Genomic DNA, 23,217 nt, shown 5'->3' with positions numbered 1-23,217 from the left:
TCATTTTTGTAACACTTAAATTTATACAAATAGATAGAGGCAAAGGTTTCACAATCTAGCTATTTGCTTAAAAACCAATCGCCATCCGCAACAAAAACGCGATCGCACTTCTTCTATCTTCACTCTCGCCATCTTTAGTTAACATGAAAATGTAGGCTTACCCCACCCTTCTAATGAGTAGTCCGTTCGTCGCCGTAATTCTAGTAATGCTTATTGCCGCCTTGGTAGGCAGCGCGGTAGGTTTACGATCTCCCCTTGGTAGCAATGGCAACGAAGTGATTCCTCCTACGGCTGGAACATCAAATTCCACCGCTTCCCCTGCACCAGCCAGCAACGAAACTGCCCAAATTCCACAACAAACAACTCCCCAAACAACAATAAGCCCTACGGCAACGCCATCTCCCACAGCAACACCATCTCCCACAGCAACACCATCTCCCACCCCATCTCCCACTGGCACCCAGAGGAATACCACAGGTGGTGGCCCATATTATGATGATGAAGAGGAGCCAGTGCGGGCGTTGTGGTGATATTTTCTGGCAAAGCTTCAGGAGTATGTTGCTTCAGACGCAATTAATCGCGGCTGAAGCAATTGATATTGAAGATTCTAGGCGCTATTTTTAACAAAGGCACCTTTACACAATTTGCGATCGCGCTCAACTGCACCCTCTTCAAAGCAAGAGCCACTAAGTTTAACTAATAGCAATGTGCGTTCTTACTCGGCAGTAGAGCTGGGGGGTATCCCATCTAGCGCTGCATTATTACCCTTGTGCTATCGTACCTTTTATACTTTTTATACTTTTTCTGCACCCGAACATCAGGCAATGGGGGACGGGCGAAACGAGAAGACAGTCGCCCTGCTGTTTGGAAGATTATGCCGTTTTCTGAACAAGTCATGAACAAGTAAAAATCTCCTTGTTCATTTAAACTGGTCTGCAAACCTACAAACAAAAACTTACAAATGAAAGCAATTCAATTTTTAAATATGGAAATAGTGATGTTTTGCGCCTAGAAGATATCTCTCTACCAGAGCCGAAATCAGAGGAAGTTTTAATTAAAATTCACGCTTGCCGAGTAAATGCTGATACTTTAGTGCCGAAGAACCAATACATTTTCACTCCTAGCTTACCTTTCATACCTGGTTTTGAAGTACCAGGCACAATTGAGAAGTTGGGAACTGAAGTTACAGGTTTCTCTATAGGGCAACGAGTGGTAGCTTTTATCTCTAATGGTGGCTACGCTGAATATGCAACTGCACAGCAGAATTGAACGGCAATTTTGCCAGAAGAAATCGAATTTGTTTCAGGAGCCGCAATTCAAATACATGGGTTGACAGCATTTCATATGCTGAAAACAGTAGCTCAGCTGAAGCCCGGACAAAGTGTACTGGTTAATGCAGCGGCAGGGGGTGTAGGAAGTGTAGCCGTGCAGCTAGCGAAAATATTCGGTGCTAGTCAGATAGTTGCAACAGCAGGCTCATCTGACTAGCTGGAATTTGCCCAATATTTAGGCGCTAATACATTGGTAAATTATCGGGAACCAGACTGGCATGAACAGGTATTGCGTGCTACTGGCGGCAAAGGCGTTGACGTGATTCTTGAAGCAGTGGGAGGCGAAATCTTTCTCAAAAGTTTAGAATGTTTGGCTAACTTTGGTAAGTTAATTGTATACGGTTCCTCCAGCGGTAGTAGTGTTTTCGACCCAACAATTTTACTCACTAAAAATCAAACTGTTATTGGCTTTGGCTTGTACGGTTTTTTGGAAAATACTTTATATACTGAATCCTTGAATACGTTGTTTGGATATATCAAACAGGGAAAACTGAATGTACAGATAAGTAGTAGGTTTCCATTAGCAGAAGCCAGCAAAGTGCATCATTTAATTGCAAGCCGCAGCAGTCAAGGAAAATTAATCTTGCAACCTTAGAGAATCGCTAGGTTGCTAATATCTAGCCAGCCTGAATAAATTTAGGATTATCTCATTTTTCCACAAACATTAGATGGCAGGTAAATTATCCAGGTAAGCACAGTTAAGTTGGAGCGCCTGATTGAAATTTTCTGTTGCACTCACTTTTATTATGGATCTCCAGCCTACGCAGGTTTCGGCTTTTTAGCTTCTCGTGAACAGTATTAATTGCTTAATCGTATAGGGGTGTACGATGTGTGCAGCTTTTTACAATATCCGTAAGGCAGACAACTTATCTGGGGTAAGCAGGCTAAAAAAGGAGCGGTACGCGATTAATTAGGGAAGCATCGCACTTTTGTAAAAATGTCCGACGACTAAAGTCACGGCTAAACAAACAAAGCCTGCCAACGCAAACGCTTTGTTTGTTTAGCCGCAGGCTTCTAGCCTGTTCGCTTATATTTGCAAAAATGGGATGCTCCCATTAATTAGTGCGATTGCCCCACATTAAGGAAAATTACTGAGATTATTTGTACTGTCAGTAATGAATATCAATACATTTACTGTCAGTGAAATTTCTGATGACATTAACTCTAATACAAAGTAATTATAAAGATACGGGCAATCTAAAACTACATAAGTTTAAGAGACTGTGTGGAAATTTTGACTAAACCTTGAAGTTTGCTCGTTGTCAAATTCCGGGTCCTATTGTCAGGGTAAATAATGCAAATACTAGAGCGCACCTTACCTCCAGCAGAAGAAATTGTTCGCCTTTACGAACAGCAAACTCTTGCGGAACACCCGATTTTCCAAAGGCTTAAGCAAGAACCAGTCAATCTTACTGCGATTTGGATCTTCACCACGAATATGAATGTAGAAGGGGGAGTATCCAAAAATTTCGTGCGTTGGCTTGCAAATTTGGCTGCTCGGATAGATGACAATTATATGCGTAGTATCATTGCCAAACAGTTGAACGAAGAACTTGGCGAAGGAGACTTTTCTCGCATTCACAGCGTGATGCTACAGCGTATGGTTGATGGTCTGGAACCTTGGCGTTTAGCTGATTATACTGAAGAACTTCTGGCACCTGGTCGCGAATTCGGTCAACGCGGTGAAAAGCTTTTCTTCATCCAAGATCCTTACGAAGGACTTGGGGGGTTTATTGCTAGTGAAGTCAGCGCACTGCAAATTGACCAATGTTTGGGACAGGAAATTCGTAGACAAAATGCGATCGCATCTGAGAAACTGACTTGGATTACCCTCCACGAAGAACTTGAAGTCGATCATGTTGGAGAAGTTGTTGAACTTGCTCGTTTAGTACCGACTTCCGGAGAAAAGTTAGAAGCTGTATGGCGAGGCGCACAAGAGATGCGTGATGCAATCATAGCTTTCTTGGATGGACTTTACCGCGTTTCTTTTTCTTAAATTCCATTTACACAATTTTATAATTCAGTAGTAATACTGAGAGAAGGGGAAGCGATTGCATTGCTTCCTATTTTTTATGCAATTTATAAAATTATTCTTTGAGATGGCGATCGCGCTCTTCATTTTGGGAATTCTAAATAAAGACCTAACTTGAGGAATTAAATAGTGAATGGTGCGGAAATTTTTCCACAGGCAGCTTCCAGAAGCTAGTAATATTTATCTTGCCAAAAAAGATATATTTCGATATAATAATGCACTAATATCCAGACCTTCGTAATTTTAGAGTGCCACATTCATAGGCTATATAAAATATAGCCGCCCCAAATTTTTGTACGTTGATGGCATGACAATAAATATGATTCTGTCACTTGTTTATCGAAACAAGTTAAGTCCAATGGGTGAGTAAGCGATCGCTTAACTTCCATAATAATAATTGCATCTTTTTTATTAGCAATAAAAACAGATTTTAATTAATATTTGCAGTGTCAAGTGAGACAAAATAGTTCCAACTGATAACAAAAGCTGAGCTGGAGTTCCTAATGACAAATCTTACAAATGAGCTATTGCACCATAAAAAATTAGAAGGTGAAATTATAGCACCCAAAGAAAGGGAACCATTATCACCTGAAGACAAAGAGCGTTTGGAGCTGGCTGTTCTAGGATCTAACGATGGAGTGTGGGACTGGAATCTCGAAACCAACCAAGTCTTTTTTTCAGATTCTTGGAAAAGTATGCTTGGCTTCTTGGAACATGAATTTCCCAATAACTTTGACGAGTGGAAAAAAAGCCTGCATCCCGACGATTGCGAACGGGTATTAGCCACCCTCCAAGCCCATTTTGATGGAATAAATCCCTATTACGAATCAGAACACCGCTTACGACACAAGGATGGCTCTTATCGGTGGGTTATTTCTCGCGGTAGCTTGTTTCGAGATGCACTCGGAAAGCCTTATCGTATAGCTGGTTTGAATACTGAAATCACTAGCCGTAAGCATTCGGAGCAAGCACTGCGGGAAAGCCAAAAGCAGCTACAAGATATTATCGATAACTCCACAGCAGTTATCTACGTCAAGGACACTGAAGGCAAATATACTCTAATCAACCGCCGATTTGAAACCTTATTCAACATTACCAAAGAGGAGATAAAAGGCAAGACTGACTACAATCTAATTGACAAAGAGGCAGCTGATATAGTTACAGCAAACGATCAACAAGTATTGAAAGCCGGAGTTGAAATTTCTAGAGAAGAGAATGTTCTTTACGAAGACGGCTTACACACCTATGTTTCCCTGAAGTTTCCCCTGTATGATTGTGTTGGTTTTGCATATGCAGTCTGCGGTATTTCTACTGATATTACTGAGCGCAAACTTGCTGAAGAAGCAGTGCAAAAATCCGAAAACCAGTTGAGAGAAAAAACAAACCAGCTGGAACAAACCTTGCAAAAATTGCAACATACACAAGGCCAATTAATTCAAACTGAAAAAATGTCCAGTTTGGGCCAATTGGTTGCTGGTGTGGCCCATGAAGTTAACAATCCTGTCAACTTCATCTACGGTAATTTGGTTCACGCCAATCAATATGCTCAAGATTTGCTAAACCTCCTGCAACTGTATGCCAAGCACTATCCCCATCCTGTTCCTGAGATTCAAGACGAAATTGAAATTATCGACCTTGAATTTCTCATGGAAGATTTACCCAAGATGTTGTCTTCGATGAAAATGGGAGCTGACCGCATTCGCCAAATTGTTCTATCTCTACGCAACTTTTCCCGCTTGGATGAAGCGGAAATGAAGATAGTTGACATTCACGAAGGATTAGATAGCACTTTATTAATTTTGCAGAATCGGCTGAAAGAGAAAGCCGGACATCCGGCGATTCAAGTAATTAAAGAGTATGGCAATTTGCCTAGCATAGATTGTTATGCTGGACAGATGAACCAGGTATTTATGAATATTCTCAATAATGCGATTGATGCTGTGGAAGCGTCAGTTGTCTGTTGTCAGTCCTCCAGCAAGGAACTACGGACAACAGACAACAGACAACCGCCTACTATCTGGATTCAGACTGAGGTTTTGAACGCTGAACGTGTGGTGATAAAAATAAAAGACAATGGGCTAGGAATGACGGAAGATGTTAAAAACCGTCTTTTTGACCCTTTCTTCACGACTAAGCCAGTTGGTCAAGGTACAGGTTTGGGACTATCTATCAGCTACCAAATTGTTATTGAAAAGCATGGTGGAGTGTTGAAGTGTTTTTCAGAACCAGAGCAAGGAACTGAGTTTTGGATTGAAATTCCAGTTCGATGCTCTCATTAACTTTTTGATAATTCATGACGATAAAATATCAAAAACTTGATTTCAATTTTGCATCCACAAGCGATTGAAGATGCCACAGCAATGTTTCCAACTCGGATGCTGTGTCAGCCGCTTCCTGAATCTGTTTCTGGAAAGCTAGTTGTTCCAGCTTTTCTGCACAAAGCCGCATCTGTTTTACGCCGACGTTAGCGCTGGCACCTTTGATGTGGTGGGCTTCTTGCTGAATGCTGGTAAAGTCATTAATAGCGATCGCTCTTTTCCCGATCTCTATATGACTCTGAACTTCCTCAACGAACATTTGCAAAAGTTCCATCTCAAACTCGTCGCTACCCTCAGAGAGATGATGCAAATGCTCCCAGTCAATTAAATTTGGCAAATTTTCACTTTTTTCAGGTGTGACAACATCCGCATTGCTGGGATTTACCTTCTGAAAAATCTCTTGTTTCCAATGCTCAAGCCGTCCGGCTAACTGTTCCCGCGATACAGGCTTGCTGAGATAGTCATCCATCCCAGCATTGAGACACCGTTCTCGGTCTTGCTTCATCGCGTTAGCCGTCAGAGCAATGATCGCAGTGCGGCGAAAACCATTTTGTTGCCGCCGCCGAATCTCTCGCGTTGCCTCATAACCGTCAAGGACGGGCATTTGGCAGTCCATCAAAATTAAGTCGTAGGGAATTTTTTCTAATAAATCCAAGACTTCTTGACCATTGGCAGCGACATCGGCTTCGTAACCTAAAGTTCCTAGCTGCTTGAGTGCCACTTTTTGATTAATCAGATTGTCTTCAGCTAGGAGAATTCTTAATTTTTTCTCTGTTGTCCCTTGTTTGTTGTTCGTTGGTAGAGACGCACTACTGTGCGCCCCTATTGCCAGTTGTTTATGGTCTGTTGTAGAAAAGTCCGGAGTTTTTAGTGCTTGGTCATTAGCTAATAACTGTGTAGCCGCGACCTCTTGCTTCCCTAAGATGTTTAGGATGATATCTAATAAGCGAGATGGCTTGACTGGCTTAATTAAATGAGCGGCAAATCCTGCCTTTGTTGCCCGTTGTGCCTCTCCCCGCCCGTCAGCGGAAGTCAGCATAATTAAAGGTAATTTAGCGAAGGTGGGATTTGCTTTGATTCGTTCTCCTAAGGTGATGCCGTCAATTACAGGCATCTGCATATCAATCACCGCAACGTCGTAGGGCATTCCCCATTCCACAGACTCTTGCAAAGCTTTGATGGCGGTAGCTGCACCATCCGCCTCATCTACTTGCATACCCCAGTTCGCTGCTTGGGAGCGAACAACTTTGCGGTTAGTGGCATTGTCATCCACGACTAACAGCCGGCGCCCCATAAGACTTGTAGGAGATGGAAGGGTTGCGATTGGTTTACTCTGGGTTGTGAAGGGAATGGTAAACCAAAACTTGCTGCCTCCTCCAGGCTGACTCTCAACGCCAATTTCTCCTCCCATGAGGGTAACAAGCTGTTTGCAAATGGCTAACCCCAAGCCAGTACCGCCATACTTGCGGGTGGCGGAGGAGTCTACCTGAGAAAAGGGTTGAAATAGTTCGTTCTGGTCTTCTGTTGCAATGCCAATTCCGGTATCGGTTACAGAAAAGCGGATGGTGGCTGAGGTGGGGGCTTCTGATTGGAGTTCTGCCCGCACGACTATTTCCCCGATGCTGGTAAACTTAATGCTGTTGCCAATCAGGTTGGTGAGAATTTGCCGCAGACGACCGACATCGCCCTGAAGTTGGGTGGGAACATTGCGGTAGATTAAGGCGGCAATTTCCAACTCCTTAGCATGGGCTTGGGGAGCGAGTAAGTCTAATACTTCTTCGACACAGGTGGAAAGGTCAAAGTCTAAAACTTCAAGATCCATCTCGCCAGCCTCCAGTTTAGACAAGTCCAAAATTTCATTAATTAAGCACAAAAGCGCATCTCCGCTGATGCGAATCGTTTCCACAAAATCTTTTTGTTCTGGGTTCAAGGGAGTTTCTAAAAGCAGTCCGGTCATTCCCAGGACGGCGTTCATGGGGGTGCGGATTTCGTGGCTCATATTTGCCAAAAAGGTACTTTTGGCATGACTTGCTAATTCGGCTTGCCGACGGGCGATTTCTAGCTCTTGACGTTGGCGGGTTTCTTCTTCTAAGAGTTGGGACTGAGCTAGGGCAATGCTAAGTTGGTCGGCTAGTTGTTGCAAAAGATCAATTTCAAAGCTAGACCATTTTCGGGGGCGGGCGCACTGGTGGGCAATTAGCAGTCCCCAGAGTTCATCTTTTTGCAAGATGGGTACGACAAGATTGGCTTTGACTTGAAATTTTTGCAGTAGTTCGAGATGGCAAGGTTGAATGTCAGAATCTTCTAGGTCTGCGATCGCGCGAATTCTTCCCTGACGGTATAAAGGGTAGTAATCTGCTTGAAAGCAATTGTCGGCGATATCTTGCCCCAAGATCGCAGAGCAGCCAGCAACTACGTCCTCGGTTACGACTTTTCCAGTTTTATCTGCCCAAATCCGATAAATCACTACTCGGTCGGCTTGCAGGCATTTTCGCACTTCGCTGACTGTGGTTTGGAGAATTTCTTCTAGTTGTAAGGACTGGCGGATTTTTAGGGTGATTTCGGCGAAGATTTGACTTCGCAAATTCTGCCGCTTGACTTCTTCTTGTGCTTGTTTGCGCTCTATCCACAGTGCAATCTCGTCGGCGGCAAATTCCAAGGCTTTGAGAACAAATTCGCTGAGCGGTTGGCGGGCAAACATTGCCAGCACGCCCACTAAAGTTCCTGTGACTATGAGGGGATATCCAGCAAAGGCGACTATTCCCTCCCGAATTGCCCAATCTTTATCGCCTAAAAGAGGGTCGTGAATGACGTAATTTGTCAAGTAGGGTTTGCCACTTTTAGCGATCGCGCCTATTTGTGATTTGCCAACAATAACACGGCTAGAGAAACTATCAATTTGTACGTCTATCCCAGCACTGGCTTGCAGTTTCAGAACATTTTCTTCCCGGTTCAGTGTCCAGATCCGAGCTGAGGCTGCATCCAGATGCTGTACCATTGCTTCGCTAGATCGCTGCAAAATGCCTGCCAACGTGTCGCTCTGGGCGAGGGCAGAATCGATATCAGCCCGAAAGTTGGCAAGCCGGGCGCTTAGAGCCAGTGATTCTTCTTGGCGCTTTCTCTCGCTGACGTCTCGCGTCACTTTGGAGAAGCCGCACACAAGTCCTGCTTGATCGTGTACTGGGGTGACTACAACATTTGCCCAAAACCGCGTTCTATCTTTCCGGATGCGCCAGCCTTCTGCTTCAAAACGACCGTTGGCGATCGCTATCTCTAATTCTTGTTGTACTTTACTTTGCTGGTTTTCTCCAGGCTCATAAAGAAAACTAACGTGCTTACCAATGGCTTCTTCTGCGCTAAAACCACTAATACGTTCTGCTCCCGCATTCCAACTGACGATGTGTCCGGTGGTGTCGAGCATATAAATTGCGTAATCTTTAACTCCATCTACCAATAACCGGAAAGACTCTTCGCTTTTTCGCAACTTGTCCTGCGACTGCTTGCGCTCAGTAATATTGGTATGGGAACCCGCCATACGGGAGGGTTTGCCGTTGGCATCTCTTAGCAATAATGCACGAGCTAGAATCCAGCGATAGGTGCCATCTTTATGCAGCAAGCGGTGTTCTAATTCGTAATATGGTGTTAAGCCCTCGAAATGAGCTTGAATGGTTGCAAGAGCGCGATCGCGATCTTCTGGGTGCAGGCGTGCTTCCCACTCAGAAAAATTATTTTCGATTTCATGCTCTGCAAAACCCAGCATACTTTTCCAAGCCGGCGAGAAATAAACTTGATTAGTTTCAATATCCCAATCCCATAATCCGTCTCTGGAACCTTGGACTGATACCTCGTAGCGTTCCTTACTCTTACGCAACTGCTGCTGTAGCTGTACCAAATCGCGATTATTTCGCCGCAAGTTTATCTGCGTCATTACTTGGCGACCCAGCGCTTCTAATGCCAGCCTCTGTTCGGGACTCAAATCTCGCGGTACAGAGTCTATTACACATAAGGTTCCTATTGGCAATCCCTCTGGTGTTGTCAAATTAGTACCCGCGTAAAATCTGATGTTGGGGTCGTTGGTCACTAGGGGATTATCAGCAAACCGCGAGTCGCGGGTTGCATCCTGAATCACGAATAGTTCGGTTTGCAGGATGGCATGGGCGCAAAATGCAATATCGCGGGAAGTTTCTGGTGCTGCTAGACCAACTTTTGATTTAAACCACTGCCTATCTGTATCCACCAAGCTAACTACAGCAATTGGTGTGCCGCAGATGTATGCCGCTAACCGTGTCAGATCGTCAAATGCTTGTTCTGCCTCTGTGTCGAGGATTTCATACTCCCGCAGCGCTTCTATCCGTTCTTGTTCGTTATCTGGTAAAGGTGCTTTCATTTCTCTTGCTCTGATGATGGCATCTTCATTTGTACTGGTGTAGTGAAAACGCGCGATATTATAAAGTTACTGAAATAAAGAGCGACCGCCCTCAGAAAAGCTACGTAATAGCACCTTCAAGCGGGCTGTTTCCTATTTTTTAGCTCCTAATCTCCCATAAAAATACCTAATAAACGGAAACTTCTATCTTAAAATTTGGGGCGCTTGAGTTTGGCGGTCTGATTGGGGAGAGTTCTTGGCAGGGGGTGAGACTCCGAGAAAAGAGATTTTCATGTTTTGTTGTGCGCGATCGCGTTTGGGTGTCTATCTTGATGCTGAGTCCAGTGTCAATAAGGAAGCACTTATGTTGCTTTACAAGAAGAGGGATAATACCATTTGCTGTGATGCGTGCAACACTTCAATTTCTGAAACTAGCTACTGGTAACACTTTCAAAATCTAAAATCATCGGAGTTTAAGAAACTCCTTCGCCGGGAGCAAAATCTAAAATCCAAAATGGTATAAGGGCAAAGAGTGTTCTTATGCTCTTCCATCCTTTGTTGCCAGCAAAGTTCATGGGCATCTTACTTTTAATTTATATAAAAATAGTGTAAATGTAGGTGCCATAGAAATTTATTCTAAAAATTAATTTTTTTGCCATGCTAGTAAAGAAACGTTAGATGCCAAGTTTCTACACGCGGAGCAAAAACAGGTAAGTTAATAAATTAACCACAATAATAAATATTAAAGTCTGCTAGTTTATGTAAAATATTATACAGGCCCTATCGGGATATTGCCCATATCAAGAGTTAAATTCTTAAACATTTATATGACAAAGCATACAGCCATAAAAATTCTGTTAGTAGAAGATAGCCTTGTGAGCCGAAAGGTTGTCCTAAAACAGTTAAAAAAGTTAGGCTATGAAGCCAATGTAGCCGCGAATGGTCAAGAGGCCTTATGGATGATCTCACAAGTTAATTATGAGCTTGTACTAATCGATTGTCAGATGCCAGTGCTAGACGGTTATGAAACGACTAAAAGAATTCGTCATTTAGAAGGTGCGAAGCGAAAGATAATTGCGATCGCGATGACTGCGAATGGAACGACAGCCAACCGAAAAAAATGTCTGAGTGTTGGCATGGATGATTGCCTGATTAAGCCTGTTAGTGAGGAAGAATTAGCCGCTAAGTTAGAAACTTGGATCGAGGTAATTTTAAAAAATAACCAAGAGTTGGCATTCCAATTACCACCAATTAAAGATATCCCTACAGCTGCGATCGTCACAGATGAGTCAAACGCAAATCTGTTGGTAGATTTAAACCGATTAAACGATATAGCTCTTGGCGATAGGGTATTGCAGAGAGAAATATTACAAGCCTTTGTGCAAGACACCCAAGATAATTTAGTAACTGTAAAAACAGCAATATTTGCCAATGATTTTGTAACTATAGCGCATAAGGCTCATCAAATTAGGGGTGCCAGTGCGAATGTAGGTGTCAAACATCTGCAATTTCTAGCCGGACAGTTAGAACTTCAAGCTCAACAAGAAATGCCAGAGGCAGCTAGTCAGTTATTGCACAAAATAGAAAATTATTTGCAACGTATCCAATCTTTTTTGGATAAAATAATTGAGTGCGAAAATATGGATACTGAAACTCCATTAATTATTTCTGCCGATAAAACTGTAAGGATGCAGGTCGGCTCTATGGCAAGAATTTTAATTATTGATGACGATCCGAGCGTTCGATTAGTAATAAAGAATTCTCTTCAGCTCATGGGCCATGAGGTCACGGTAGCCAGTGATGGTGAAGAGGGATTAATGAAAGCACACTCAGAACGCCCTCATCTAATTATCTGCGATTGGATGATGCCAGTAATAAATGGACTGGAAGTGTGTCGCCAGGTCAAATCCGATCCAGAACTATCGCTGGCATTTTTTATTTTACTAACGATTCGTGGCGATATAAAAGACAGAGTTGAGGGTTTAGATACAGGAGCAGATGAGTATCTACCAAAGCCGATTGATATGAGTGAATTGCGGGCAAGAGTGGGAGCTGGATTGCGGTTGCAACGGTTAACGCAAGAATTGAGCGAAACTAATCAGGCACTCAGACAAGTGAATCAGCAACTGACGGCGCGGACTGAATTATTAGAATCTCTCTCTTTGACAGATCAGCTAACGGGTGTGTTGAATCGTCGCGCAATGGATCAAGCATTGCCTCATATGCTGCGACAGGTAGGCAACCGCGATGCCAATACTCGCTATCGCTATTTGTGTTTATTTCTGCTCGATGTAGATCATTTTAAGCGAATTAATGATACTTATGGTCACACGGTGGGAGACTGTGTGCTGCAAGCGATCGCTGCAAGATTGCAGTCTTCTTCCCGCCCTTCAAGTTTGCTGTATCGCTATGGTGGCGAAGAGTTTGTCTGCATTACGCTGGGTTTAAGTATGCAAGCTGCTTTAGAATATGGCGAATCTTTGCGCGGATGTGTAGCTAACGCTCCCTTCAAAATTTCTGACGACCTAGTTTTATCAATTACTATCAGTATCGGCGGCGCGATCGCCAGCGCCGTAAATTTAGTTGACTCTAAAGAACTATTACATCAAGCGGATCAAGCGCTTTATAAAGCTAAACATGAAGGTAGAAATTGCCTGAGAATATTTTCAGCATGGGAAAATATTTTTGAATTAGACCATATTTAAAGGGTACTCTGGGCGTTATCCTGTCCATTCGCTACTAAGCACCCATAAACCTCACTCCACCAAGAAACGAGCGAAATAAAACTGTTAACAAATAGTGCGAATTTCAGTGTCACCGCACTAAATGATACCTATAATTAAGACACTAATCTCTAATTATAATAGAACAGGATAAATACTAATGTTGAGTAAATTCAAGCTCGGCACCAAGTTTACCTTATTTCTAACCCTGGTTTTTATCTGTAGAGTTGTCGTTAGTGGGGTTGTTTTATCCAAGGCACTTGAGTAGGGAGCCGAACAAGAGATTGCTTCTAAAGGTGTAGCTCTCATGGAGACATGGAACTGACTAAGAGACTATACAAACACTCAAATCAGTCCTGTGTTAGCGAAACCCATCAAACCTTTGCTAAAGTTGGGTTTCGTCCCTAAACCCAACCTACATTACATCGTTAGTTTAATTAAGTTGACCTACTTATTTGCATGATGCTAGCAGGAAAAAACGGAGATATTCCATGACTGCACCAATTCAAATTCTGACTAAAGAAGAGATTATTTACCCAGACAGCGATGGTCAACCGATGGCTGACAATACTAAACAGTTTGATTATATTGTGAAAATTAAACTTGGGATAGATGCTTTATTTAAAGACGATAAAAGTATTTTTGTAGCAGGCGATTTGCTCTGGTATCCAGTTGAGGGAGATAATAAAATTCGCCAAGCACCTGATGTGATGATAGTGTTTGGTAGACCCAAGGGCGATCGCGGTTCTTATAGACAGTGGTTAGAGGATAATATTCCCCCTCAAGTTGTCTTTGAGATCCTTTCCCCTGGGAATCGCAAAGCAGAAATGCTGAGGAAGTTCAGGTTTTACGAACGCTATGGAGTTGAAGAATATTATATCTATGACCCGGATGACGGCGATTTAGCTGGTTGGTTGCGTTCTGATGAAGGATTCGATGAGATTGAGCCAATAGTGGGTTGGGTGAGTCCTCGTTTAGGGATACGCTTTGAAATTGAGTCAGGTGCGTTAGAACTCTATCGTTCCGATGGACAGAAATTTTTGTCTTATGTGGAATTAGAAACGCAAAGAGAATTAGCGCAGCAACAAGCTGAAACGGAGAGAAAAGAAAAAGAATTGGCTCAAGCTAGAGTAGAGCAGTTGGCAGAAAGATTGCGCTCAATGGGTATTAATCCTGATGAGGTTTCAGGTTAGCGATCACGTCCTTCCAAAAAATTTGTGGCTCTGGCTACCGCTCAAATTGACAACCAAATGTCTGATGAGCGGCAACCAGAGCCACAATTTAAACTTGCAGGTGCAAGTAATTTAAGAAACTAGCGCCTTACCCTTAGCGTTTGTTGCGATTAGGCACTTTGTTCAGGTAGTCAATACTAAACGCTGACACGCCTTGAGCGTAATTGCGCTTGGTGCTGACTGAAATTGCCATCTCGCGGTACTTGCGGGGGTCGCCTTCTGGTAGTTGCTGATCCTGGTACTTGCGGGTGTAGATTTTCTCCAGCGTAAAGCGCCAGTCGGTCTTGACAGTCCCAGCTGTTTCGCGGAAGTCTTCGCCGTAGCGAGGAGTCACCAAGTTAAAGGGACGACCTTCCATCCGCTTGCGCTGGTAGGGAACGGTGAAATCCCCAAAAGCATCGACATACTCTTGACTGTCAAGCAAGGCATCCACAAAGCCGCTGAAACCCAAGGTAGCAATTTTAATTGACCAAGCGATTTCTTCGTCTTTATTGTAAGCGGCGCGACCTAAGAAGCGCTTCAGGCAGATGTCTACAAGGCGATAGTTATTATTCACCGAGACAACGACGCGGTAAAATGCTTCAGATTTCGCCAATCCTCGGATGAATTCGCGCACATTAATACTGCCATTTTTCAGCAGAGATTCTAACTGAATTTGACGGTTGAATCTGAGGATTTCATGTTCGCTGAAGATTTGCCGATAGCCAGCCCAAATCAAATCTTGCATTTCTGCCGGAGAATTGGCATCTTCCAAGCGATAAATGTAAGGGGTATCTTCGTTAAGATCCGCCTTTCCAAAGCTTTGAACCCGTTGATTTTGCGTTGTTGGTTTGTATTCAAGTAATGGCAGTGCCATTTAAAAATCTCCTGCTTTAAGTAGTTGAGACTTTCTTATTTTCCCGTATCACGACATCTTCTGAGTTATTCAGATATCTGTGTTACCGGACGGGGAAACTCGCGGATGGATTAATTGAAACCCGTGCCTCTTGAGGTTTATTATCCCGCGTCATGTCGGGAATTTTAATGTTAGCCGTATTCACGGTAACATTATTAGTTACAGCTTTCGGCTTGATTGACCGAGCCATTGCCAAGAAGTTGTTGACATCGCCCCACTTGTAGCGATCGCTTTCTTCCTTGTCGCGCCAGTAGTCGGCGTAGCTGGGTGTCACCAAGTTAAAGGGACGGTCTTTGAAGCGACGGCGCTGATAAGGCACTGTATTGTCGCCAAAGTTACTTTGATACTCCTCACTATTTACAAGGGCATCAATAAAGCCGCCTAGCCCTAGAGTCGCAATCTTAATCGACCAAGCAATTTCTTCGTCTTTATTGTAAGGCGCACGCCCCAAGATGCGCTTGAGGCAAATTTCTACGACTCGATAGTTGGAGTTTTTCTCCACAACCAAGCGGTAGAACCCTGGTGTTTTCGCCAAACCGCGGATGAAATCGCGCACTGTAATGGAGCGATTTCTCAGTTGAGATTCCAGGTTTTCCTGACGAAAAGAATTGAGGATTTCGTGTTCGCTGAAAACCTGACGATAAGCTGACCAGATTAATTCTTGAATGTCGGTTTCATCGATGCAGTCTTCAATGCGATAGATGTAAGGAGTGTCTTCATTCGGCACTTCGTAACCCGCTACTCGCTGATTCTGCGAGGAGGGTTTATATGCAAGCAGAGGGATTGCCATAGTTAAATTGTTAGTTGAAGGGTTGCTAATTGAAGTATCGCTAATTGCCATGAACAATTAGCCATTAGCTTCTAGACTTTTGGCGTTTGGTAGAGATAGCGATAGGGTAGCGCTACCTCGGTGCGACCTACAATAGGTTGCGGATTAGCAACTTTCCGGGTCGTGTCTGGAAGTTCCATGTTATTAGCTTGAGAAATCGCCCGATCGCGCGATCGCTGGTAGTTCATTCCGCCGGGAGAAATACTCCGTGCCATTGCTAGGAAAGAATCAGGGATGCCTTGACGAGCCGCTGCTGATTTCATGTCTTTTTGGGGTGCTGCTTGATAGTAGCTACGATTATCTAGGGCAATCAAACGACCGCGCCAGTAATCACTATAGCGGGGGTTTACCAGGTTAAATGGTCGCTCATTATACCGTCGGCGCTGATAAGGTACGATGTCATCGCCGAAGTTTTGGCGGTATTCTTCGCTATCGACAACGGCATCGATAAAACCATGCAATCCCTTGGAAGCAATTACAATTGACCATGCGATCTGCTCATCTTTGCCGTAGGTGGCGCGTCCGAGAAGCCGTTTGAAGCTGATGTCAACTAACCGATAGTTGGAGTTGGTTTCTGCTACTAAGTTTCGGTAAACTTCCGATTTGCCCAGTCCCCGGATAAACTCGCGCACGGAAATGGCGCGATTTCGCAGCTGAGATTCTAGGAAGGATTGACGGTAGCTTTCTAAAATCAAATGTTCGCTGAAGATTTGCCGATAGCCAGCCCAAATTATGGCATCAATATCGGAGTCAGATGTTGCATCTACCAACCGATAAATCTGCGGGTCGTCCTCATCGGGTACTTCGTAACCAGCTACGCGCTGATTCTGGGTTTTGGGTGTAATTTCAAGAAGTGGAATTGACATATTTTTAGTTGTTAGTTGTTACTTGTTAGTTGTTAGCTGTCCGTAGACGTTTGAAGGAGGGAACGTTTAACATTCCAACTCTTCACTGACCAAGGACTAATGACTAATAACTAATTGGTTAGCTAGCTGAACTCTGGCGCGAACAGCTATGTCTGGGTCTTGAGTCATTTCCTCTAGACGTTTTTGGATGGGCTGACGGACTTCTAACTGGGTTGCCAGACCTTGCAAGCCCACAACTGCTGCGTAGCGAATTGCCCAGTCTGGATCTTGAGAGATGGAAAGCAGGGTTGAGAGTGCTAAGAGTTGAGCGGAGGGAATTTGTTCTTGACTTAACTGGTGCCAGTGCAAGTTCCCTAGCCCTTTGGCGGCGGCGCGGCGGACGCTGGGCGCAAAGTCGGTGGCTGCTGCGACTAAGGCATCTAAGGCTCTGGGAGATGCGATCACAGCTAATGCTCGAATCGCGTAAGCCCTGGCTCCGTAGTTGTAATCGTCCAGCTGTTCCAACAACGGCTGCACTGCTGCTTCCCCTATCTGAATCAGCCCTTCAACTGCTGCCACTGCTGCTGTTGGGTTGTTGTAGCCCAAAACGGCAATTAGCGTAGAAATCCCTGCGGTCTGCCGAGTAGCTGCTAAGGCTTGGACTGATGCTACTAAACGTTCGGGGGAATTCGCCTGCTCAATAGCATCGATCAGTTCTTGGGATGAGTCAGTCATTGGTCAGTGGAAGGATTGCTAATTGTCAATTGCTAATAGCTAATGGCTAATTGCTAACTGGTATTAGCTATTAGCCAGTGACTATAACAAAGCGTCCATCAGGGTCATTACCCGGATGGCATCCCTGGATAGCGATCGCGGATCTTCTGGGTCTACAGACGAAGCATTTCCCGTCTGTACCTGTTCCAACAGCCCTTTGAGGGCGATCAGCTTGAAGCTGTTTTCGGTTGCAGCAGACGCGATCGCTTCTGCTGCTGGCAGATAACCTATTGCACCCAAATCTGATAAAATTACCCGGCGCAGTTGCAGATCGCTTTCCTGCAAGGCTTGCACCAGGCGTTCACCATAAACTGGCTCTTTTGTTAACTGGTACATTGCTCTCGCCGCTGCATACTGCACTCGCGCTACGGGATGCTCCAGAAATGGTTGAATCAGGGCTGTTGCTTGGGTAGCTTGCAGCGTTCCCAATGCTTCCATCACTGCTTCCGAAGGTTGCTCTAAATGGGGCCGTCCTGGTACCCGCATGGCGGCAGCTACACCACCGTCGAGCAGTTTCATCAGCGCTGGAACGCAGGACAAATCGCCTAGCATTCCCAAAGACTGTGCGGCAGCTTCCCGAACGTAGAAGTCGGAACACTCCAGACAATGAATCAGTCCTGGTACAGCGCGGCGATCGCCCAGTTTCCCCAGTGCGCGTGCAGCATTGCGGCGGAGGGGGTATCCACCAAGCTCTGTCCGATCTGCTTCATCCTCCAAAGCTGCAATCAAGGCTTCCACAGCAGCAGGCTCATTAACACGGAATTTGCCCAGCCACCAAGCAGCATAATAGCGGAGACTTAAATCTTCATGGTGGAGATTGGCGATCGCCATCTCTACCGTTAGCGGTTCGCTACCAGGCGGATCGGAATACTGCACTCTTGAGTAGACTCCAGCATCGTAGGACAAAGGACAGAGGATTGCTAGATTAAGCTTTATGAGTGGGCTGCTGTGGCTTGGCTTTTCGCTTCACCATTATTTTCCAGTGTCAAAGGCTGAATGCTGACGATTCTGCCACCCATGCGGTTAATCCGCTGCATTTCTTCATTCATCCGGTTGTATGGCACTGTGACGAAAATGCTGCCACTGCGGCGAATGGGATAGCTGAGTTTGTCAGATTCGTATGTCTGACGCATACCCTCAACTTCGTAGCGAAACATACGGTTGCTGGCACCGCTGAGAGTACCGCTACCTAGTGTAGTTTGTCCAAACATTGTTGATATAGCTCCTGTAATTATGGGGGCTGGGGACTGGGGGCTAGGAACTGGGGACTGGGTAAGATTCTTTCAAATTCCCAATCTCCAATCCCTAATTCCCTTTACGCTGGTGACACGTTGACGATTTTGCCACCTTTTTTGGTGATTTCTTGGAGTTTTTGGGATAGCTGCTCGTAAGGCACCAAGAAGGCGTTTGTACTGCGGCGAACTTTCGGGAAGCCTGGAGACAGGATACCAGTTACTTCAATGCGATATACCCGTCCGCTTTCTTCCTGAGTACCGCCGAGAGCTTTTTTCGGAGGTGCATCTTTGGAGAGAGTTCCGTAATTCCAGCCACCTGAACCGCCAGAGGGTTTGACAATTGTGGAAGCTTGGTTGCGGCCTAGTTCGCGGGTGAGGCGGGGTGCTTTTCCTTCTACTTGGGAGCGATCGCTGCTAGCATAACCGCGATACAGGCGGAACATCCGGCTAAAGCCAACGGTTCTCACCCCCGGCTCTACCAAAAATCCCCGGTAATAGGGGACTACGTTGTTGCCAAAATTGGCTTCATACTCGTTGCTGTCGATGATTGAATCAATTTCCGCATCGTACCCTTCATCTTCACAGAGTTGGGTATTCTGGCTTAACTCTGCCTCATCATAAAGAGGACGACCCAACAAATGTTTGAAATTGAGTTCAACAAAGCGTTGATTTGAATTTGGATAGAAAAACTTAGATTTGTATACATCCGACTTAGCGATCGCCCGGATAAACTCCCGGACTGTGATGTTTCCTTGTCGCAGTAAAGATTCTGCTACCGTGAGGCGTTCGGATTTCATCACGTAGTCGTTGCCTAATACCTGACGATAAGCGGCTCGGAACACCGCTTGCAAATCGTCTTCTGTCCAGTCAGGTCGCAGTTCGACTTTTGTATCATCAAATGCAGAAAGACCCAACCGGCCTGCTGCTGCTAGATTTGACGCCACTAAACCGCTCATCTTTTCTCTCCCAACGCAACAATTTTTAAGTTTTTTTTATGGAAAATGAGAAAAACAATGCCCGGAAAAATTAGCAACTGCTAGCCTAACCGCCAACACTCGCTGATTCTTCCGGGCATAGCACCTGAATACTAGCTCAGGGCGTTGATGGCGTAATCGATGTAGGTGTTAGCTTCGTTAGCAGCTTGACCGGAAAGACCGTGATTTGCCTTGATGTGCTTCAGGGCTTCCACATACCAGCTGTTGGACAGCTCGAATGTGCGGTTGATTTCATCCAAACCAGCAATTAGATACTCGTCCATAGGACCAGTACCACCAGCCACACAGCAGTAGGTGACCATGCGCAGGTAGTGACCGATGTCACGAGCGCACTTGGATTTGCCGCGAGAATCAGAAGCGTACTGAGGCCCCTGCATTTGGGTGGTGTAGGGGAACTTTTGGTACACAGCTTGAGCAGCACCGTCGATCAGTTGCTGAGCCTTTTGGGTCAGCGCACGAGCAGCTTCCATGCTAGCGGTGGCACGATCAAAGCGACCGTTAACGGCTTGCAGTTCGGTATTGCCCAGGAAACGACCTTGGGTATCAGCAGCTCCGATCGCTTCGGTGATTGGGGTTTTCATTGTTGATTTATCTCCCTAATGGTTTACAGATTTTTCCAAGAAACGCGATATATCGCGTTATCCCACAGCAAGCTTGCTAGTTGTTATTAAGCAACAGCAGAAGCAGCACGATCGAAGTAGCTGGACACTTCAGACATCAACTGGCTGCAATCGCCTTGGCTGATACCACTGGGGTCGTTGGCGATCTTGATCGCTGCATCCTTCATCTTTTGAACGCCTGCGGCAACCGAACCACCGGGTACACCCAGTGCTTGGTAGGTTTCGCGAAGACCGTTCAAGCAGCGGTCATCCAACACGCTGGAATCACCAGCCAGGGTGGCATAGGTAACGTAGCGCAGGATGATTTCCATATCGCGCAAGCAAGCAGCCATGCGACGGTTGGTGTATGCGTTGCCGCCGGGGGAGATCAGTTGGGGCTGCTCTTCAAACAAAGCACGAGCTGCGTTGGCAACGATGGTGGAAGCGTTGCTGGTGATGCGATTAACGGTATCCAGACGCTTGTTGCCATCTTTGACCATGTTGGTCAGGGCATCCAGTTGCTCGGTGCTCAGGAATTCACCTTTAGAGTCAGCCTGAGAAACCACCTTGGCGAATGCATCTAACATGAACTCAATCTCCTACTGATTTCGTTGAGTGTGATTTTTAAAACACGGTTTTAGTCGATGCGGAAAGGTCAAAATCAGACATCAGCCAAAATACACCTTTCAAGTTGCTCTCTCATCCCGCTTGTCACTTCACACGTGGGCAACAAAACGGTTGTCATGGAAATATGAGAAAAGTTCGTCCTTTTATGAGAGATAGGCTTGCCTTGCTAAATCGGTGTTTTGTTTAACGTTTGTCTTTTATTGATCCCTCCGGTTATTTTTATACAACGCCTTTGGGACTTTGTGTTTTTAAGATTTGTGAATTTATTTCAAGACCAATGAATAAAAGTTCAAATCCTTTATACATAAGGCTTCTAGCTGCTAATTTTTGCCTATGATCCACATATATCGTTACAAAAACCTTAAGTGATTATACTCAAGAGTTATAAAAATACTATCTTTATATTTTTTTAATATTCGCCTATAAACTAGATGGAGTATTCATTCGCACAGAAAAATATCATATTTTCTCTAGAGTCTCTTTGTAAAGATATTTAAATAAAAACCTCTCGGATTTTGAGTTCAGATGCAGCAATCTGTCGCCGCACCACTGGGAAAAAAGTCAAAAATGCCGGGGGAGGGGAAAAAGGTAAAAGGCAATTATGTAAAAAACATAAAATTTAGGTGCGTTACTCAGTAGCGGTGTATTACGGCGGCTGAGTAACTGGCTAAGTAATAGCGCCGCTCACCCACCCCAGAATAAACTAGCCCCAAGAGCAGTTTCGATGAGAAGCATCACTTCATGTTGCTCTTGGGCGACTGCTTGCAATAGGGAGAATAACGCGATCGCGCTATTTGTGGCAATTTCTTTTAGAGAAACCACAACTGTATAACCCAACCCCAACTTTACTGGCTTGCCGAGGCGGTTTTGTCCAATAGCTTTGCAATATATTTTTCTTCAAAAAGAGGCAATTCGCCGCCGGAGAACCTCCAGCAGAGTAGTGAAGCTGCCAGGCAAAGGGGCAGTCACCTCTACTAAATTCCCTGATAGGGGATGTTCCAGCCTGAGTCGCCAAGCGTGCAGTGCTTGACCAGGTAAATTAACTCCCACTGAATGACCAGAACTGTAAACGCGATCGCCAACGATGGGATGACCGATATAGGCGCTGTGAACGCGAATTTGGTGGGTGCGACCAGTTTCCAGTTGGAAAAGCATCAACGTGTAGTTTCCCAGGCGTTCCTGCACCCGCCAGTGAGTCACTGAAGGTCGTCCTCCCTTCTCTTCTGGGACAACAGCCATTTTCTTGCGGTCTACCGGATGACGACCGATGGGTTGGTCAATGGTGCCGCTTTCGGTGCGGGGGGAACCATAGACAACGCCTAAATATTCCCGACGTGCAGTTTTAGCTTTCAGTTGCGCTTGCAGATGTTGGTGCGCTTGGTCGGTTTTGGCAACAACCATCGCCCCGGTGGTATCTTTATCGAGACGGTGGACAATTCCCGGACGCTGCACGCCACCAATTTCCGCGAGGGGACAATGGGATAAAAGGGCGTTGACGAGGGTTCCGGCTTCGTGTCCGGCGGAGGGGTGAACAACTAAACCAGCAGGTTTGTTGATAATAATCAGGGAATCGTCTTCGTAAAGAATATCCAGGGGGATAGCTTCTGCTTCGAGGTCGAGGGGAATAGCTTCTGGAATAGCTAGGGAGATGCGATCGCCTGCTTGCACAGCTGCTTTTTTGGAAGTGCAGACAGTATCGTTAATCTGCACGTTGCCTTCTTCAATCAGCTTTTGGATGCGCGATCGCGATAAATCTGATAATTCTTGGGAAAGATAGCGGTCGATACGGGTATTGGTTTCTTGAACTTCTAAATTAATTTCTGTCACAGTTGCGTTGGATCAATTCCTCTTTCTTGAAGTAAAGCACGTAAAGCTTGTAACTGGGTTTGGGCTTGTGCTGCTCTAGCTTCAGCTTCTTCGGCTCTTTGTCGCTCAATTTCTCGTTGCTGAGCTAGTTCTACAAAACTTGCAAACCGCTGTCCATCAGGATAATAAAGAACGAGTTCGGTGTCAGATAGCTCAAATCTTATTCCCCCTGAGTGGTGACAATGTAGCAAAACTGCTTGGTATTATCTGATATTGGCTGTCCGTTGCTGTCGGGATAGATAATTTCTTCTTTGAGAAGAGATTGCGGCTGTGCAACCATAACTTTCCCTTTGTTGTTGGTATGTTTTGGAATGGATCTTTTTTGAAGCGCGATCGCACTTTAAATCAAACCACTTTAGACGCAAAAAACACTAGACCTCTTGCAAAAGTCGCAGATGGGGTAAGATGAGGACTGAAATTATGCGATCACTCTCCCCTAATCATAAGAATCACTTATCTTATTCAATGCGAGCCTTAGTTCGTAATTGTAAAGTCCCGCTATCAGATTAAACCTTAAACCAAATCTTTTTCGGCGATTTCTATAACGGTC

At 45.0% G+C, this 23,217-nt stretch carries 21 protein-coding genes; 8 read left to right on the top strand and 13 right to left on the bottom strand.

Going from position 1 to position 23,217, the window contains the following annotated elements:
* Positions 1-173: 173 nt before the first annotated feature.
* From H6F66_RS20565 to H6F66_RS20540, 6 genes are all read left to right on the top strand, one after another.
* Positions 174-530: a hypothetical protein gene (locus H6F66_RS20565; protein ID WP_190424755.1), complete on the top strand. Its 357-nt coding sequence runs from the start codon at positions 174-176 to the stop codon at positions 528-530.
* A gap of 472 nt (positions 531-1,002) precedes the next feature.
* Positions 1,003-1,269, top strand: coding sequence for an alcohol dehydrogenase catalytic domain-containing protein (locus tag H6F66_RS20560; protein ID WP_190424753.1), 267 nt, complete (start codon positions 1,003-1,005; stop codon positions 1,267-1,269).
* Positions 1,270-1,278: 9 nt separating this feature from the next.
* Positions 1,279-1,488, top strand: coding sequence for a hypothetical protein (locus H6F66_RS20555; protein WP_190424751.1), 210 nt, complete (start codon positions 1,279-1,281; stop codon positions 1,486-1,488).
* 33 nt (positions 1,489-1,521) lie between these two features.
* Positions 1,522-1,926, top strand: a complete 405-nt coding sequence (locus H6F66_RS20550; RefSeq protein WP_190424749.1) for a zinc-binding dehydrogenase — start codon at positions 1,522-1,524, stop codon at positions 1,924-1,926.
* 699 nt (positions 1,927-2,625) lie between these two features.
* Positions 2,626-3,327 carry an iron-containing redox enzyme family protein gene (locus H6F66_RS20545; protein ID WP_190424747.1) on the top strand — a complete coding sequence of 234 codons (702 nt, stop codon included), beginning with the start codon at positions 2,626-2,628 and terminating at the stop codon, positions 3,325-3,327.
* Between the two features lie 539 nt (positions 3,328-3,866).
* On the top strand, positions 3,867-5,642 hold the full coding sequence (locus H6F66_RS20540; RefSeq protein WP_190424745.1) for a PAS domain-containing protein: 1,776 nt from the start codon (positions 3,867-3,869) through the stop codon (positions 5,640-5,642).
* Positions 5,643-5,670: 28 nt separating this feature from the next.
* On the opposite strand, the gene H6F66_RS20535 is transcribed toward H6F66_RS20540, so the two are convergent.
* Entirely contained in the window at positions 5,671-10,068 is a 4,398-nt protein-coding gene (locus H6F66_RS20535; protein WP_190424743.1) for a GAF domain-containing protein, read from the bottom strand.
* Positions 10,069-10,874: 806 nt separating this feature from the next.
* Here H6F66_RS20535 and H6F66_RS20530 point away from each other — a divergent pair.
* On the top strand, positions 10,875-12,752 hold the full coding sequence (locus H6F66_RS20530) for a response regulator (protein WP_190424741.1): 1,878 nt from the start codon (positions 10,875-10,877) through the stop codon (positions 12,750-12,752).
* Positions 12,753-13,261: 509 nt separating this feature from the next.
* Entirely contained in the window at positions 13,262-13,963 is a 702-nt protein-coding gene (locus tag H6F66_RS20525; protein ID WP_190424739.1) for a Uma2 family endonuclease, read from the top strand.
* A gap of 133 nt (positions 13,964-14,096) precedes the next feature.
* On the opposite strand, the gene H6F66_RS20520 is transcribed toward H6F66_RS20525, so the two are convergent.
* The 12 genes from H6F66_RS20520 to H6F66_RS20465 form a co-directional block, all read right to left on the bottom strand.
* A complete protein-coding gene (locus tag H6F66_RS20520; RefSeq protein ID WP_190424737.1) occupies positions 14,097-14,858 on the bottom strand; it encodes a phycobilisome rod-core linker polypeptide in 762 nt (253 codons plus the stop codon).
* A gap of 82 nt (positions 14,859-14,940) precedes the next feature.
* Positions 14,941-15,687, bottom strand: coding sequence for a phycobilisome rod-core linker polypeptide (locus tag H6F66_RS20515; RefSeq protein ID WP_190424735.1), 747 nt, complete (start codon positions 15,685-15,687; stop codon positions 14,941-14,943).
* Positions 15,688-15,758: 71 nt separating this feature from the next.
* Positions 15,759-16,592: a phycobilisome rod-core linker polypeptide gene (locus H6F66_RS20510; RefSeq protein ID WP_190424733.1), complete on the bottom strand. Its 834-nt coding sequence runs from the start codon at positions 16,590-16,592 to the stop codon at positions 15,759-15,761.
* Positions 16,593-16,688: 96 nt separating this feature from the next.
* Positions 16,689-17,306 (bottom strand): HEAT repeat domain-containing protein, encoded by a 618-nt coding sequence (locus H6F66_RS20505; RefSeq protein WP_190424731.1) that lies wholly within the window; start codon positions 17,304-17,306, stop codon positions 16,689-16,691.
* Positions 17,307-17,387: 81 nt separating this feature from the next.
* Positions 17,388-18,176, bottom strand: a complete 789-nt coding sequence (locus tag H6F66_RS20500) for a HEAT repeat domain-containing protein (RefSeq protein ID WP_190424892.1) — start codon at positions 18,174-18,176, stop codon at positions 17,388-17,390.
* Between the two features lie 101 nt (positions 18,177-18,277).
* Entirely contained in the window at positions 18,278-18,556 is a 279-nt protein-coding gene (locus H6F66_RS20495) for a phycobilisome linker polypeptide (protein WP_190424729.1), read from the bottom strand.
* A 104-nt stretch (positions 18,557-18,660) separates the two neighbouring features.
* The gene (locus tag H6F66_RS20490) at positions 18,661-19,536 is read right to left on the bottom strand and encodes a phycobilisome linker polypeptide (protein WP_190424726.1); all 876 of its coding nucleotides are present in this window, start codon (positions 19,534-19,536) and stop codon (positions 18,661-18,663) included.
* A 131-nt stretch (positions 19,537-19,667) separates the two neighbouring features.
* Positions 19,668-20,156, bottom strand: a complete 489-nt coding sequence (gene cpcA, locus H6F66_RS20485) for a phycocyanin subunit alpha (protein WP_190424724.1) — start codon at positions 20,154-20,156, stop codon at positions 19,668-19,670.
* Positions 20,157-20,242: 86 nt separating this feature from the next.
* Positions 20,243-20,761, bottom strand: coding sequence for a phycocyanin subunit beta (locus tag H6F66_RS20480; protein WP_190424722.1), 519 nt, complete (start codon positions 20,759-20,761; stop codon positions 20,243-20,245).
* 724 nt (positions 20,762-21,485) lie between these two features.
* Complete coding sequence (locus tag H6F66_RS20475) at positions 21,486-21,623, bottom strand: hypothetical protein (RefSeq protein WP_190424720.1); 138 nt, start codon at positions 21,621-21,623, stop codon at positions 21,486-21,488.
* Positions 21,624-21,698: 75 nt separating this feature from the next.
* Positions 21,699-22,628 (bottom strand): RluA family pseudouridine synthase, encoded by a 930-nt coding sequence (locus tag H6F66_RS20470; RefSeq protein ID WP_190424719.1) that lies wholly within the window; start codon positions 22,626-22,628, stop codon positions 21,699-21,701.
* Positions 22,625-22,858 carry a hypothetical protein gene (locus tag H6F66_RS20465; RefSeq protein WP_190424716.1) on the bottom strand — a complete coding sequence of 78 codons (234 nt, stop codon included), beginning with the start codon at positions 22,856-22,858 and terminating at the stop codon, positions 22,625-22,627. Before H6F66_RS20465 ends, H6F66_RS20470 begins: the two co-directional genes overlap by 4 nt.
* Positions 22,859-23,217: the final 359 nt, after the last annotated feature.

It is taken from the genome of Trichocoleus sp. FACHB-6 (assembly GCF_014695815.1).
Lineage (GTDB): Bacteria > Cyanobacteriota > Cyanobacteriia > Cyanobacteriales > FACHB-T130 > Funiculus > Funiculus sociatus.
This window is presented reverse-complemented; position numbering and strand designations above follow the sequence as displayed.